Annotated in this window: 14 protein-coding genes and 1 pseudogene; 11 read left to right on the top strand and 4 right to left on the bottom strand. The window is 65.5% G+C overall.

The genetic code is table 11. The annotated features are described in order from the left end of the window. Positions 1-511 (top strand): branched-chain amino acid ABC transporter permease (locus JOY90_RS11740; protein ID WP_291691307.1); only part of this gene is annotated, 511 nt, incomplete at its 5' end. 1 nt (position 512) lies between these two features. Further along, a complete protein-coding gene (locus JOY90_RS11735) occupies positions 513-1,481 on the top strand; it encodes a branched-chain amino acid ABC transporter permease (protein ID WP_291691306.1) in 969 nt (322 codons plus the stop codon). A gap of 84 nt (positions 1,482-1,565) precedes the next feature. Here the strand turns inward: JOY90_RS11735 and JOY90_RS11730 are convergent, their stop codons facing one another. Then, positions 1,566-2,030 carry a hypothetical protein gene (locus JOY90_RS11730; RefSeq protein WP_291691305.1) on the bottom strand — a complete coding sequence of 155 codons (465 nt, stop codon included), beginning with the start codon at positions 2,028-2,030 and terminating at the stop codon, positions 1,566-1,568. 10 nt (positions 2,031-2,040) lie between these two features. Further along, positions 2,041-2,358: a hypothetical protein gene (locus JOY90_RS11725; RefSeq protein ID WP_291691304.1), complete on the bottom strand. Its 318-nt coding sequence runs from the start codon at positions 2,356-2,358 to the stop codon at positions 2,041-2,043. A gap of 374 nt (positions 2,359-2,732) precedes the next feature. Here JOY90_RS11725 and JOY90_RS11720 point away from each other — a divergent pair, with 374 nt between their 5' ends. The 9 genes and pseudogenes from JOY90_RS11720 to JOY90_RS11680 all read left to right on the top strand — a co-directional run bounded on the left by JOY90_RS11720 (position 2,733) and on the right by JOY90_RS11680 (position 12,416). Continuing rightward, positions 2,733-4,352: a peptide chain release factor 3 gene (locus JOY90_RS11720; protein ID WP_291691303.1), complete on the top strand. Its 1,620-nt coding sequence runs from the start codon at positions 2,733-2,735 to the stop codon at positions 4,350-4,352. A 101-nt stretch (positions 4,353-4,453) separates the two neighbouring features. Continuing rightward, the gene (locus JOY90_RS11715) at positions 4,454-5,059 is read left to right on the top strand and encodes a hypothetical protein (RefSeq protein ID WP_291691302.1); all 606 of its coding nucleotides are present in this window, start codon (positions 4,454-4,456) and stop codon (positions 5,057-5,059) included. 241 nt (positions 5,060-5,300) lie between these two features. Beyond that, positions 5,301-5,885: an NnrU family protein gene (locus JOY90_RS11710; RefSeq protein WP_291691301.1), complete on the top strand. Its 585-nt coding sequence runs from the start codon at positions 5,301-5,303 to the stop codon at positions 5,883-5,885. A gap of 32 nt (positions 5,886-5,917) precedes the next feature. Continuing rightward, positions 5,918-7,479 (top strand): annotated as a pseudogene (locus JOY90_RS11705) (class I adenylate-forming enzyme family protein). Between the two features lie 126 nt (positions 7,480-7,605). Further along, positions 7,606-8,259: a tetratricopeptide repeat protein gene (locus JOY90_RS11700; protein WP_291691300.1), complete on the top strand. Its 654-nt coding sequence runs from the start codon at positions 7,606-7,608 to the stop codon at positions 8,257-8,259. A 26-nt stretch (positions 8,260-8,285) separates the two neighbouring features. Next, on the top strand, positions 8,286-8,828 hold the full coding sequence (locus JOY90_RS11695; RefSeq protein ID WP_291691299.1) for a hypothetical protein: 543 nt from the start codon (positions 8,286-8,288) through the stop codon (positions 8,826-8,828). Positions 8,829-8,884: 56 nt separating this feature from the next. Next, a complete protein-coding gene (der, locus tag JOY90_RS11690) occupies positions 8,885-10,258 on the top strand; it encodes a ribosome biogenesis GTPase Der (protein ID WP_291691298.1) in 1,374 nt (457 codons plus the stop codon). After that, positions 10,255-11,493 (top strand): TCR/Tet family MFS transporter, encoded by a 1,239-nt coding sequence (locus JOY90_RS11685; RefSeq protein WP_291691297.1) that lies wholly within the window; start codon positions 10,255-10,257, stop codon positions 11,491-11,493. Before der ends, JOY90_RS11685 begins: the two co-directional genes overlap by 4 nt. A 71-nt stretch (positions 11,494-11,564) precedes the next feature. Continuing rightward, complete coding sequence (locus JOY90_RS11680; protein ID WP_291691296.1) at positions 11,565-12,416, top strand: hypothetical protein; 852 nt, start codon at positions 11,565-11,567, stop codon at positions 12,414-12,416. Positions 12,417-12,491: 75 nt separating this feature from the next. On the opposite strand, the gene JOY90_RS11675 is transcribed toward JOY90_RS11680, so the two are convergent. Together JOY90_RS11675 and JOY90_RS11670 are read right to left on the bottom strand one after the other, a co-directional pair. Continuing rightward, complete coding sequence (locus JOY90_RS11675; RefSeq protein ID WP_291691295.1) at positions 12,492-13,232, bottom strand: SDR family NAD(P)-dependent oxidoreductase; 741 nt, start codon at positions 13,230-13,232, stop codon at positions 12,492-12,494. A gap of 113 nt (positions 13,233-13,345) precedes the next feature. Continuing rightward, positions 13,346-13,915 (bottom strand): amidophosphoribosyltransferase (locus JOY90_RS11670; RefSeq protein ID WP_367276913.1); only part of this gene is annotated, 570 nt, incomplete at its 5' end.

Here is a 13,915-nt window from a genome sequence, read left to right as displayed (position 1 = left end):
GCTGCCTTACTCCATCCCTGATCAGCTCAAGGGCGGCATGAATCTCGGCTTCATGTTCCTGCCCATCTATCGCGGCTGGGTCGTGATCTTCTCGCTGGTGGTCTGCCTCGCCACCTGGTTCCTGATCGAGCGGACAAGGCTGGGCGCCTATTTGCGTGCGGCGACCGAAAATCCGACCCTGGTGCGCGCTTTCGGCATCAACGTGCCGCGCATGATCACGCTGACCTACGGCCTCGGCGTCGGGCTCGCGGCGCTCGCCGGCGTATTGTCGGCGCCGATCAACCAGGTGCGGCCGCTGATGGGCGCCGACCTCATCATCGTCGTGTTCGCGGTGGTGGTGATCGGCGGCATGGGCTCGATCATGGGCTCGATCATCACCGGCTTTGCCCTCGGCGTGATCGAGGGCCTGACCAAGTATTTCTATCCCGAGGCTTCCAACACCGTCGTCTTCGTGCTGATGGTGCTGGTACTATTGGTGAAGCCGACGGGTCTGACCGGACGGGCGGCCTGACATGACATCGATCACCGACGAGACCCTGCCGATCACGCCGCGCGCGATGCGCGACGAATTGATCGTGTTCGTCATCATGGCACTGCTGTTGGCGATCGTGCCATGGACCGGCATCTATCCGTTCTTCGTGATGCAGGCGCTGTGTTTCGCGCTTGTGGCCTGCGCCTTCAATCTCCTGATCGGCTATGGCGGCCTGCTGTCATTCGGCCATGCGATGTTCCTGGGCACGGCGGGCTATTGCGCCGCCCACGCGCTGAAGGTCTGGTCACTGCCGCCGGAGCTCGGCATCGTGGTCGGCACTGCGGCCGCTTGCGCGCTCGCCGTGATCACCGGCTATGTCTCGATCCGCCGGCAAGGCATCTATTTCTCGATGATCACGCTGGCGCTGTCGCAACTGCTCTACTTCATCTACCTGCAGGTGCCCTTCACCCATGGCGAGGACGGCATCCAGGGTATTCCGCAGGGCCATCTGTTCGGCATCTTCGACCTCTCGAAATCGACCACACTGTATTTCGCGGTGCTGGTCGGCTTTCTCGCAGCCTTCCTCCTGATCTACCGCACCATCAACTCGCCGTTCGGCGAGGTCCTGAAATCGATCCGGGAGAACGAGCAGCGCGCGATCTCGCTCGGCTACAAGACCGATCAGTACAAATGGCTCGCCTTCATCATCTCCGGGACGCTGGCGGGCTTCGCCGGCTCCCTCAAGGTGTTCGTGGCGCAGAACGCCTCGCTTACCGACGTGCACTGGAGCATGTCGGGCGAGATCGTGCTGATGACGCTGGTCGGCGGCCTCGGCACCGTGTTCGGGCCGGTGGTCGGCGCCTTCGTGATCATCGCCATGCAGCAATACCTCGCCGGATTCGGCCAATGGGTGACGGTGATCCAGGGCGTGATCTTCGTCGCCTGCGTGCTGACGTTCCGCCGCGGCGTCATCGGCGAGATCGCCCATCTGTTGCGGCGATCGCTGTAGGCATTTGAGTTCGGATTCTCACGTTCCGCTACAATTTGCACGCCTTGGTCAGCGGGCAGACTAGCTAGCGCGCACGTTAACTGTTCATCCGGACGCCGGCGGATCGGTGAGTCGATCTTGGTAGAACGCCTCCGCAAGATCGCGACGACTATCGCGGGCGAGTCTCGCCAGAATCACGACATGCGGGCATTGCTCGATGACACTCAGCAACGTGCGCGCGGGGCCGTCAGGAGCGTATCGATGCTGCTCCCAGTTCCTCAAAGTGTCGACTTCCAGACCGTACAGACAAGCAAAGTCTGGTTGAGAAAGCCCCTGCTTTTCCCGAATTGTCTTGGGGTCCGGCGACTGATCTTCCAAGATCGCGCCGAGCACATTCAGCTGACGCAGGCCCTCGAGCAGCCGATTTAGGGCACCGGCATCGACTTCAAGGGGCACAATTTTCCGTTGCGCAAGCCGATCCAGTACCGCGCGTGCGCGCTTCATCGAAACTCCGCCGGAAGTCAGCAATCTGACAAAATCGACAGGCTTATCGATGGGCGCGGAGGCCAAGAGCGCGATATTAGTTCTTACTCGGAAATCGGATGCGACGGGGTGCCCGGCCTTGCTTGCGTCCCGTTGTTCTAACGCCTCCCTGAATGATGATCTCGTCGACATCGGCCGCCTCCATGAACTTCCGGCCGATTGCATTGAGGCCGGCCCGCCCCAACGCTCCGGGACGGACGCCCTGTACGTGAGCGCCGTCCACCCGGAGAGTGCGATCCATACGCGTTACGCGTCCCGCCAGATGCAGAATTCCAGCCGGCGTAGTGACAGTGACGATCATTTCATCGTCTTCTACGATCTCCAGCTCGATCTTGATGTCTTCCAGCTTCCACATATATACGCGATCCGCGTACGAAAGGCAATGAATGGAAGGTATAATGATCCGGCCAAGCGGATTAATGGTATTTAGTGGTTGTTGGACAGCGGCGTTGTCGATTCCTAGTGGGAGGGGTCGCTGTCGCTGCGCGTTTGTCTATGCGTGATAGCCGCGGCGTGATCTTTCGTCGCCTGCGTGCTGACGCTCCGCCGCGGCCTCAGCGGCAAGATCGTCGCCCATCCGTTGAAGCGGCGGTTGTAGCGTTCCTGGGCCGCGGGCTCGGCGCGGGGCTGGCTGGAGTTCCGCCAAAACTCGCCTATATAAACCGCGCGCGCCGGTCACCCCTGATTCGGCGCGTTTTCACTGCGAACACCTGACCCGATCGATCTTCGATGACTGATCTCGCCCTTGCCGCCGATACGTCTCCGCGCTCGTCGCTTGCTTCCGAAGTGTCGCGGCGGCGGACCTTTGCCATCATTTCGCACCCGGACGCCGGCAAGACCACGCTGACGGAGAAGCTGTTGCTGTTCGGCGGCGCCATCAATCTCGCGGGCCAGGTCAAGGCCAAGGGCGAGCGGCGCAACACCCGTTCCGACTGGATGAAGATCGAGCGCGAGCGCGGCATCTCGGTCGTGACCTCGGTGATGACCTTCGAGTTCGAAGGTCTCGTCTTCAACCTCTTGGATACGCCGGGCCACGAGGATTTTTCCGAGGACACGTACCGGACGCTGACCGCCGTCGACTCCGCCGTCATGGTGATCGACGCCGCCAAGGGCATCGAGGCGCGCACGCGAAAGCTGTTCGAGGTCTGCCGGCTGCGCGACATCCCGATCATCACCTTCATCAACAAGATGGATCGCGAGAGCCGCGACACCTTCGAGCTCCTCGACGAGATCGAGAAGACGCTGGCACTCGACACCACGCCGATGACCTGGCCGGTCGGCCGGGGTCGCGATTTCCTCGGCACCTACGACGTCAGGAATGGCGGCATCCGCCTGCTCGAGGGCGGTGGCGCCAAGACCGGCGCGGCGCAGCAGATCGAGATCGCGGAGCTCGCGAAGTTCAACGCCACTCTCGACCTGGCCGCCGTCAAGGACGAGCTCGAGCTCGTCACCGAGGCTTGCAAGCCGTTCGAGCTCGACACCTTCCGCGAGGGGCATCTGACGCCGGTCTATTTCGGCAGCGCGCTGCGCAATTTCGGCGTCGGCGACTTGCTGGAAGGCCTCGGCCGATACGCGCCGCCGCCGCGCGCGCAGGAAAGCGATGCGCGCAAGGTCGACGCCGCCGAGCCGCGCATGAGCGCCTTCGTGTTCAAGATCCAGGCCAATATGGATCCGAACCACCGCGACCGCATCGCGTTCGCGCGGTTGTGCTCGGGCAAGCTCAGCCGCGGCATGAAGGCGAAGCTGGTGCGCACCGGCAAGAGCATGCCGCTCGCGAGCCCGCAATTCTTCTTCGCCCAGGATCGCCAGGTCGCGGACGAGGCATTTGCCGGCGACGTCGTCGGCATCCCCAATCACGGCTCCTTGCGCATCGGCGATACGCTCACCGAAGGTGAGGACCTGACCTTCGTCGGCGTGCCGAGTTTTGCACCCGAGATCGTGCGGCGGGTCCGGCTGACCGATGCGATGAAGGCCAAGAAGCTCAAGGAGGCCTTGCAGCAGATGTCGGAGGAGGGCGTGGTGCAGGTGTTTCGGCCGCGCGACGGCGCACCGGCGCTGGTCGGCGTGGTCGGGCCGCTGCAGCTCGACGTGCTCAAGGCCCGGCTCGATGCCGAATACTCGCTGCCGGTGGAGTTCGAGGTGTCGGAATTTCAGCTCGCGCGCTGGGTGTCCTCCGAAGACAGGAAGAAGCTCGAAACCTTCATCACCGCCAACGCCTCCAGCATCGCCGACGACGTCGACGGCGATCCGGTCTATCTCGCCAGGAATGAATTCTATCTCGGCTACACGAAGGAGCGCGCCGAGGGCATCAATTTTGCGACCGTCAAGGACGTGAAGAAGAAGGCGTGACGCCGCGCGGCCGAACGCGCGGATGTGAAGCAAGACCGCCTTGAAGCCGCCTTCCGCGGCCCTCATGTCTACTGCATTGTCCCTTTCAAAGGTGCCGTTGCATGTTGCGGCGCATCGCCATTAGCCTGATGGTTGCGGCCTCGGCGTATGCCGCGCAGGCCGATGCCAGGCAGCGCCATCAGATCAATCCGATCCCGTTCTCGCATTCGCCCTGCAGCGTGCTCGATAACCGGCCGTGCACGCCGTACTATTGCAGCCCGCTGCAGCACGGCCCTTGCATTCCCGAGATCGACTATCCCTACGGCGAGAACCTGCAGGTCACCATCCAGAGCGTGCCGGCCAAGGACGACGCGCCGAAGTATCAGAGGCCCGACCACGATCTCGACAGCATCGGCGATCTATTTGCCGAGCTGCGCTCGTGCTGGTCGCCGCCGGCCGCCGACGTCGCGCAACAGGGCATGCAGATGTCGGTGCGTTTCAGCTTCAAGAAGAGCGGTGAGATGATCGGCCCGCCGCGGCTCACTTTCGCGACCTCGGGCGTTCCGGCGGCAACCCGTGACACCTACCTGAAGGCGATCAATGAATCGTTGAACGCGTGCATTCCCTTGAAATTCACCAACGGCCTTGCTGGCGCGCTGGCGGGACGGCCGATCGCGATCCGCTATGTCGACAATCGCGAATTGGGCAAGGCGGCGGCGAAGCCTTGAGCCTTGCTGCCATCCGGGGCGCGACGAAGTCGCGAACCCGGAATCCAGAGGCGGCTTGTTCTTTTCCAACAATGCCGGGATTCCGGGTTTCGCCCGGAGCCTGTCATCGGGCCGCGCGTTGCGCGGACCCGGTGGGGCGATCCTGGAATGACGTCTGTTTTGGCGCAATTCTGGCGCATTGCCGCGGCGCGCCTTAAGATGCTACGCGAGCGGCGGGACAGGCGTGCGGTGGGAGGATGGCGTGGGACTGATCGTGATGATCCTGGGGCTGGTGCTGTTCCTCGGCGTCCACGCCTTCACCACCCAGCGGAACGCCCGCGCGCGCCTGATCGCTTCGATGGGCGAGAGCGGCTACAAGATCAGCTATACGGTGGTGTCGCTCGCCGGGCTCGTGCTGATCGTCTGGGGCTTTGCGCATTACCACGCCAGCGAGTTCTGGCCGGTCTGGACGCCGCCGACCTTCCTGAAGCACATCAACACCGCGCTGATGCTGCCGGCGGTGATCCTGGTGGTCGCCGCCTATATTCGCGGCCGCATCTACACTGCGGTGAAACATCCGATGCTGGCCGGCGTCAAGCTGTGGGCGTTCGGGCATCTGCTCGCCAATGGCGATCTCGGCGGCATCATCCTGTTCGGCTCATTCCTGGCGTGGGCGGTGTTCGACCGCATCTCGCTGAAGCGCCGCAGCGATTCCGGTGGCCCGCCAATTCCAGTCGGCGGCGTCAGCAACGACCTGATCGCGATCGTGGTCGGCATCATCGCCTATCTGGCGCTCGCTTTCGCCTTCCACCCGATCGTGCTCGGCATTCCCGTGATGGGAAGCTGACTGTGCCCTGGACGTATCCATCGCTGCCTGCGATGCGGCTCGAATCGCGGTTCGGCGACCGTGTCGTGTCGGCCTTCGCCGAGCGGCCGAAAAGCGTGTGGGAGATGATCGAAGGCGCTGCGGCGCGCCATCCGGATGGCGAGGCGCTGGTCTGCGGCGAGAAGCGTATGACCTGGCGCGAGGTGGCCGAACGCGCCGCGGCGATCGCCGCGGGCCTGCAGGCGAACGGTCTCGCGCGCGGCGACCGGCTCGCGATCCTGCTCGGCAACCGCATCGAGTTCGTGCTGTCGATGTTCGCGGCCGCCCATCTCGGCCTCGTCACCGTGTTGCTCTCGGTCCGTCAGCAGAAGCCGGAGATCGCCTATGTGCTGGCCGATTGCGGCGCGAAGCTCCTGATCCACGAGGCCGCGCTCGGCGAACGGCTGCCCGATCCGGCCGACGTGCCGGAGCTGCGACACCTGATCGCCGTCGATGATGACGCCCGGCTGTCGCGATTCGCGGACCTTGCGGGCCATCGGCCGCTCACGGAGGCGATCGCGGTCAGCGAGGAAGATACCGCGATGATCCTCTACACGTCAGGCACGACCGGACGGCCGAAGGGTGCAATGCTCGCGCATTGCAATGTCGTGCATTCGGCGATGGTGTTCGAAGCCTGCATGGAGATGACGTCGAGGGATCGCTCGATCGCGGCCGTGCCGCTTGGCCACGTCACCGGCGTGATCGCCAACATCATGACCATGGCACGCGCGGCCGGCGCGCTCGTCATCATGCCCGAGTTCAAGGCGACGGAATATCTGAAGCTCGCGGCGCGCGAGCGCGCGACGCACACCTTGATGGTGCCCGCGATGTACAATCTCTGCCTGCTGCAGGCGGATTTCGGGGACCACGATCTGTCGGCCTGGCGTATCGGCGGCTATGGCGGCGCGCCGATGCCGGTCGCGACCATCGAGAAGCTCGCCACCAAGATTCCCGGATTGAAGCTGATCAACGCCTATGGCGCGACCGAGACCACCTCGCCCTCGACGCTGATGCCCGGCGAATTGACCGCTGCCCATCTCGACAGCGTCGGCTTGCCCTGTCCGGGCGCGCGCATCGTCGTGATGGACGCGGAGGGGCGGGAAGTGCCGCGCGGGGAAATCGGCGAGATCTGGATCGGCGGCGCGCAGGTCGTCAAGGGCTACTGGAACAATCCGAAGGCGACCGCGGAAAGCTTCACCGGCGGCTTCTGGCATTCCGGCGACCTCGGCGCGATCGATGTGGATGATTTCGTCTATGTGTTCGACCGCCAGAAGGACATGATCAACCGCGGCGGCCTGAAGATCTATTCGGCCGAGGTTGAATCCGTGCTCGCCGGCCATGGCAGCGTGGTGGAGAGCGCGATCATCGCCAAGCCGTGCCGGTGCTGGGCGAGCGCGTCCATGCCGTGGTTGTCACCCGCGACGACGTCACGGGCGAGGCGCTGCGTACCTGGTGCGCTGAGCGGCTCTCCGACTACAAGGTGCCGGAGACGCTGGTGCTGACGCGGGAGCCCTTGCCGCGCAACGCCAATGGCAAGGTGCTGAAACGCCAATTGCGGGAGCAGCTCGGTTCGTAACCTGGAACCGGCGCGTTAACACGTTGATATACGGACATCTTTGCCTTGCCAGCGCCATATCGATAGGCTACGTCCCCGCAATCTTCGGGCAGGGCTGCCGCGCGGGCGGCGATGGGATTCAATCAAGTGTCTGAATTATTTGATGAAGTAGACGAGGAGGTACGGCGCGAGCAGCTCAAGAAGCTGTGGGAGCAGTATTCGCTCTACATCATCGCAGCCGCCATCCTGATCGTCGCCGCCGTGGGCGGTTGGCGCGGCTATCAGTACCTGGAAGCCAAGAAGGCGGCCGAGGCCGGCGATGCCTTCAACAGGGCGGTCGAGCTCTCCGAGCAGAATAAGCACGCCGACGCCGAGACGGCGTTCGCGGACCTCGCGGCCAAGGCGCCCTACGGCTATCGGCTGCTGGCGCGATTCCACCAGGCCGGCGAGGCTGCCGCGCGCGATCCGCAGGCCGCCGCCAAGCTGTTCGACGACCTCGCCGCCGACGGCAGCATTGGCGCCGAATTCCAGGCCCTGGCCCGCGTCCGTGCCGGCGGCCTTCTCGTCGACAGCGCAACCTATGCCGACATGACACGGCGGCTCGAGGCCGATACCGCGCCTGAGGCGACCTTTCGCCACGCCGCGCGCGAGTTGCTCGCCTTGTCCGCCTACCGCGCCAATGATACCGCGTCGGCGCGGAAGTGGGTGGACATGATGGCGATGGACGCCGAGACGCCGCCGAGCCTGCGCTCGCGCGCCGAGGCGCTGCAGGCGTTGCTGCCGCCCGTCGCCAAAAGCTGAACCGAATCCTGAGCGAGAGATCGACCATGCGCTGTTCGCAACGTCTGATCGCAGCCTGCGTCCTCGCCGCGTTGATGGGCGTGCTCGGCGGCTGCTCCTCCTCGGGCGGCGGCTTCGACCCGACCGATCTGCTCGATTTCCTCGACACCAAGAAGAAGCTGCCGGGCGACCGCAAGCCGGTATTCCCGGAGGGCGTGCCGGGCCTGGAGCAGGGCGTGCCGAAGGACCTGTACAAGGAGCAGGTCGAGCAGCAGCAGCGCCAGCAGGAGCAGGCCGCCCAGGCCCCTCAACCTGAGGCCGCTCCGCCGCCGGACGCGAAGTCCAAGCAGGCCAAGAAGAAGGGCAGGAAGGGCGCCGACAGCGCCAGCGCTGCGCCTGCGTCGCCCGACGGCGAGGCCGCGCCCGAGGAGGACACCACCCCGGCCGCTCCACCGGCTCCGAAGAAGAAGATCGTCCGCAAGCGCACCACGGCTCCGCCGCCGGATTCCGACGCCCAGCCGGCGCAATCGGCACAGCAGTCGCAGCAGGCATTCCCGGCGCCGATGCCGAGCGGCACCTTCACGCGCTGACTGCCATCCTCCGCATTGCATTGACAGGCGTGGCCTGACATGCGCTTGGATGCCCCATGCCGTTCACGATTGCCATCATCGGCCGGCCCAATGTCGGCAAGTCGACGCTGTTCAACCGCCTGGTCGGGCAGAAGCTCGCGCTGGTCGATGACGAGCCGGGCGTCACCCGCGACCGCCGCGAAGGCGACGCGCGGCTTGGCGATCTCGACTTCACGGTGATCGATACCGCGGGCCTCGACGAAGGCGCCAAGGGCTCGCTGACGGCGCGGATGCAGGAGCAGACCGAGACCGCGATCGGGCTTGCCGACGCACTGATGTTCGTGATCGACGCCCGCGCCGGCCTGATGCCGACGGACCGCGCCTTCGCTGATTTTGCTCGCCGCGCCAACAAGCCGGTGCTGCTGCTCGCCAACAAGAGCGAGGGCAGGCACGGCGAGGCCGGCGCGATGGAAGCCTATGCGCTCGGGCTCGGCGATCCGATTCCGATCTCGGCCGAGCATGGCGAAGGGCTCGGCGACCTCTACGACGCGCTGCGCCCGCTGATGCCGGAACCGGCGGAAGAGGCCGAGAGCTCGATCGATGAGGAGGAAGAGGGATCGGCGAAGCGGCCGATCCGCGTCGCCATCGTCGGCCGGCCCAATGCCGGCAAGTCGACGCTGATCAATCATCTGGTCGGCGAGGAACGGCTCTTGACCAGTCCCGAGGCCGGCACCACGCGCGATTCCATCGCGGTCGAGATCGACTGGAAAGGCCGCGGCTTCCGTCTGTTCGATACCGCGGGGCTCAGGCGCCGTTCGCGGATCGAGGAGAAACTGGAAAAGCTGTCGGTCGCGGACGCGCTGCGCGCGGTGCGCTTCGCCGAAGTCGTGGTGCTGATGATGGATGCGCAGAACCGCTTCGAGGAGCAGGACCTGCGGATCGCCGACCTGATCGAGCGCGAGGGCAGGGCGCTGGTGGTCGCGGTCAACAAATGGGACCTGATGGAAAGCAGGCCGGGCCAGCTCTCCGCGCTGCGCACCGATGCCGACCACTGGCTGCCGCAGGTCGCGGGCGTTCCCATCGTGGCGGTCTCGGGTCTGACCGGCGAGGGCGTCGACCGGCTGATGGAGGCGAGCGAGAAGGCCTATGCGGTCTGGAACAGGCGCGTGCCGACGGCCGCGCTCAATCGCTGGTTCGAGCAGGCGATCGCGGCCAATCCGCCGCCCGCGGTGTCGGGGCGGCGGCTGAAGCTCAACTACATCACCCAGACCAAGGCGCGCCCGCCGAGCTTCGTGCTGTTCTGCTCGCGCGCGGACGCGGTGCCGCTGGCCTATCTGCGCTACCTCACCAATTCGCTGCGCAGCGCCTTCGACCTGCCGGGCACGCCGGTGCGGATCACGCTGCGCGAGAAGGCCAACCCGTTCGCCCACAAGCGGAAGCGGGCGTCGTGAGCGAAGGGACGGTGGAGGACGCGCCCGCCAGCGGCGCCTCGGTCGCGTTCATCTTCGTCACGATCCTGCTCGATACGCTGGCGCTCGGCATCGTCATTCCGATCCTGCCGAAGTTGATCGAGAGCTTCGTCGACAACGACACCGCCAGCGCAGCGCGGCTGTTCGGCCTGTTCGGCACCACCTGGGCGTTGATGCAGTTCTTCTTCTCGCCGGTGCTCGGCAGCCTGTCGGATCGCTTCGGCCGCCGCCCGGTGGTGCTGCTGTCGAATTTCGGGCTTGCGGCCGACTATGTGCTGATGGCGCTGGCGCCGTCGCTGGCCTGGCTGTTCATCGGCCGGCTGATCTCCGGCGTCACCTCGGCCAGCATCTCGACCGCGTTCGCCTATATCGCCGACAAGACCGATGCCGAGAAGCGCGCCGCGGTGTTTGGCAGGATCGGGGTCGCTTTCGGCGCCGGCTTCATCCTCGGGCCTGCGCTCGGCGGGCTGCTCGGCGGCATCGCGCCGCGATTGCCGTTCTGGGCTGCGGCGGGCCTGAGCTTCGCCAACGGCCTCTACGGCCTCCTGATCCTGCCGGAGTCGCTGCCGCCTGACCGCCGCGCGCCGTTCCGCTGGAGGAGCGCCAATCCGATCGGCATGTTGCCGCTGTTGCGCTCGAGCCGGACGCTGGCCGGATTGCAGACCGCGAATTTCTTCGCCCAGCTCGCCCACGCGGCATTGCCGTCCGTCTTCGTGCTCTATGCCGGCTATCGCTATGGCTGGGAGGCCGGCACGGTCGGCCTGACGCTCGCCTTCGTCGGCATCTGCTCGATGGTGGTCCAGGGACTGGCGATCGGGCCGGTCGTGCGCCGGCTCGGCGAGCGTCGTGCGCTGCTGGTCGGCCTTGCCTTCGGCGCAGCCGGCTTCTTCATCTTCGGTGCCGCACCAAGCGGCGCGCTGTTCTGCGTCGGTGTTCCCGTGATGGCGCTGTGGGGCTTGTCGGGCGCCGCGACCCAGGCCCTGATGACGCGATGCGTGGCGCCCGACCAGCAGGGCCAGTTGCAGGGCGCGACTGCGAGCGTGCAGAGCATTTCGCAGCTCATCGGGCCGTTCCTGTTCACGCTCACCTTCGCCTACTTCATCGGCGCGCAGGTGCCGTTGAAGCTGCCGGGCGCGCCGTTCCTCCTGGCGTCGCTGCTGCTGCTCACAGCACTCGCCATCGCGGCGCGGACGCTGGCCGGGAAGAAGGATCCTTGAGGGCATCGCTGTTGCCCGAATCGTGCCCAGCTTCTACGGTCCGGCAGCCACGCTTTCGCCCGGTCGAACCGATGTCCGACGCCAACCTGCTTCAGTCGCTCGTCCAGATCAGCAACTATCATGCGCTGCGCAGTGATCAGGGCCTGCAGATGCAGTTGCAACGGTTCTGGGCCGACGAATTGGCAAAGCCGCGCAACGCCGACCCCAAGCGGCTCCTGCGCTACGGCTTCAAGATGTACTCGCAGTGCGACGAGGACGGCATCATCCAGGAGATTTTTCGGCGGATCGGGACGGGAAGCCGCGCCTTCGTCGAGTTCGGTGTCGAGACCGGGATCGAGTGCAACACCGTCAAGCTCCTGATCGAAGGCTGGCGCGGTCTCTGGCTCGACGGATCGCCGACCAATGTGGCGCAGATACGAAGCCATTTCGACGCCTTCCTCCGCGAAGGCCGGCTTGAGGCGATCCAGTCCTTCATCACGGCGGAGAACATCAATTCCCTGATCCGGCAGGGCGGCATCACCGGCGACATCGACCTTCTCAGTATCGACATCGATCGCAACGACTACTGGGTCTGGCAGGCGATCGAGGTCGTGAGGCCGCGGGTCGTCGTGATCGAATACAATGCGACATTGCGACCGCCGCTGTCGGGGGTGGTTCCTTATGAGCCGATGCAGACCTGGAACGGCTCCAACTATTTCGGCGCCAGCCTCGAAGCCCTGGTGCGGCTCGGACGGAGGAAGGGATATCGCCTCGTCGGCTGCAGCTTCAACGGCGCCAACGCCTTCTTCGTGCAGGAGGCCTGCGCGGCCGACCACTTCCTCGATCCGCCGACCGCCGAGGAGCACTACGAACCGCCGCGCTATTTCTTCAGTTATTTGTCGGCGGGCCACCGCGCGCAGCCGGGGCCGTTCGTCGAGGTGTGAGTTGGTGGGCACGCTTCCGTCGTCACGCGTGTTGAGCATTGGCGCAAGAAGTCGATCGCAAAGGTGGGGTTCGATCTACGAAGGCGGATGGAAGCTCATCAGCGTGCGCGACGGATAGTCGTAGAGCCTGCCGCTCTCGCTCCATTGCGGCGCGCACATCGGCAGGATCAATTCGGCGACCTGCTCGGGCGTATCGAGCGTCATCGGATCCTCGCCGGGAAACACGATGGCACGCATGCGGGTGCGGACGGGGCCGGGGTTGAACAGGTTGACGCGGATGTTGGTGATCGCGGTCTCGGCGGCCCAGACCCGCACCAGCGCCTCGAGCGCAGCCTTCGACGCCGCATAGGGGCCGAGATAGGCCGGCGCTTTGTGCGCGGCGGCCGAGGTGACGAACACCGCGCGGCCGGCGTCGGATTGCCGGAGCAGGGGCTCCATGCAGCGGATCAACTGGAAGTTCGCGGTGAGGTTCACCGCCATCGCGTCGTTCCAGGGCTTCAGGTCGATATGCCCGAGCGGCGACGAGGGGCCGGGCACGCCGGCATTGCCGATGAGGATATCGATCCTGCCATGGCGCTCGTGGAGCGCGGCGCCGAGCCGGGCGATCCCATCGGAGTCCGTGAGGCTGAGCGGCACCAGCGTGGCGCTGCCGCCGAGCTTCCGGATCTCGTCGTCGAGCTCCTCGAGGCCGCCTTGCGTCCGCGCCACCGCGATGATCTGGGCGCCGTGTCTGGCCAGCGCGATCGCGGTGGCATAGCCGATGCCGCGCGAGGCGCCGGTGACGAGGGCGATGCGGGAGGCGAGGGGTTTTGTCATGATGAATGCGGCAAGCCAATCGGGATTCCGGGTTCGATGCGGAGCCTGTCATCCGGCCGCGCTTCGCGCGGACCGGGTGGCATCGCCCCCGGAATGACGGTGCTCGTGGCGCGTCAGCTCGCTTCCGCCAGCAGCGAGAGCTGCCGCGGCTGGGCCTCGATCTGGTTCTGGTCGGTGAGGTTGGTCGGATAGGCGCCGGTAAAGCAGTGGTCGGCGAATTTCGGACTTGCGGGATCGCGGCCGGGGTAGCCCATGGCGCGGTACACGCCGTCGATCGACAGGAAGGCCAGCGAATCTGCGCCGATGATCTCGCGCATCTCTTCGAGCGAATGGGTCGCGGCCAGCAGGCCGTCGCGGTCGGGCAGGTCGATGCCGTAATAGTCGGGATAGAGGATCGGCGGCGAGGCGAGGCGGAAATGCACCTCGCGGGCGCCGGCGTCACGCATCATGCGGACGATCTTCTTCGAGGTGGTGCCGCGCACCAGCGAGTCGTCGATCAGGACAATGCGCCGGCCCTTGATCGCGGCGCGGTTGGCGTTGTGTTTCATCCGCACGCCGAGTTCCCTGATCGACTGCGTCGGCTGGATGAAGGTGCGGCCGACATAATGGTTGCGGATGATGCCGAGCTCGAACGGCACGCCGGAGAACTGGCTGTAGCCGACGGCGGCGGGCACGCCGGAATC

It is taken from the genome of Bradyrhizobium sp. (genome assembly GCF_019242285.1).
In the GTDB taxonomy this organism is placed as follows: domain Bacteria; phylum Pseudomonadota; class Alphaproteobacteria; order Rhizobiales; family Xanthobacteraceae; genus Bradyrhizobium.
The sequence above is the reverse complement of the archived record's forward strand: the minus strand, read 5'-3'. Positions and strand labels throughout refer to the sequence as shown.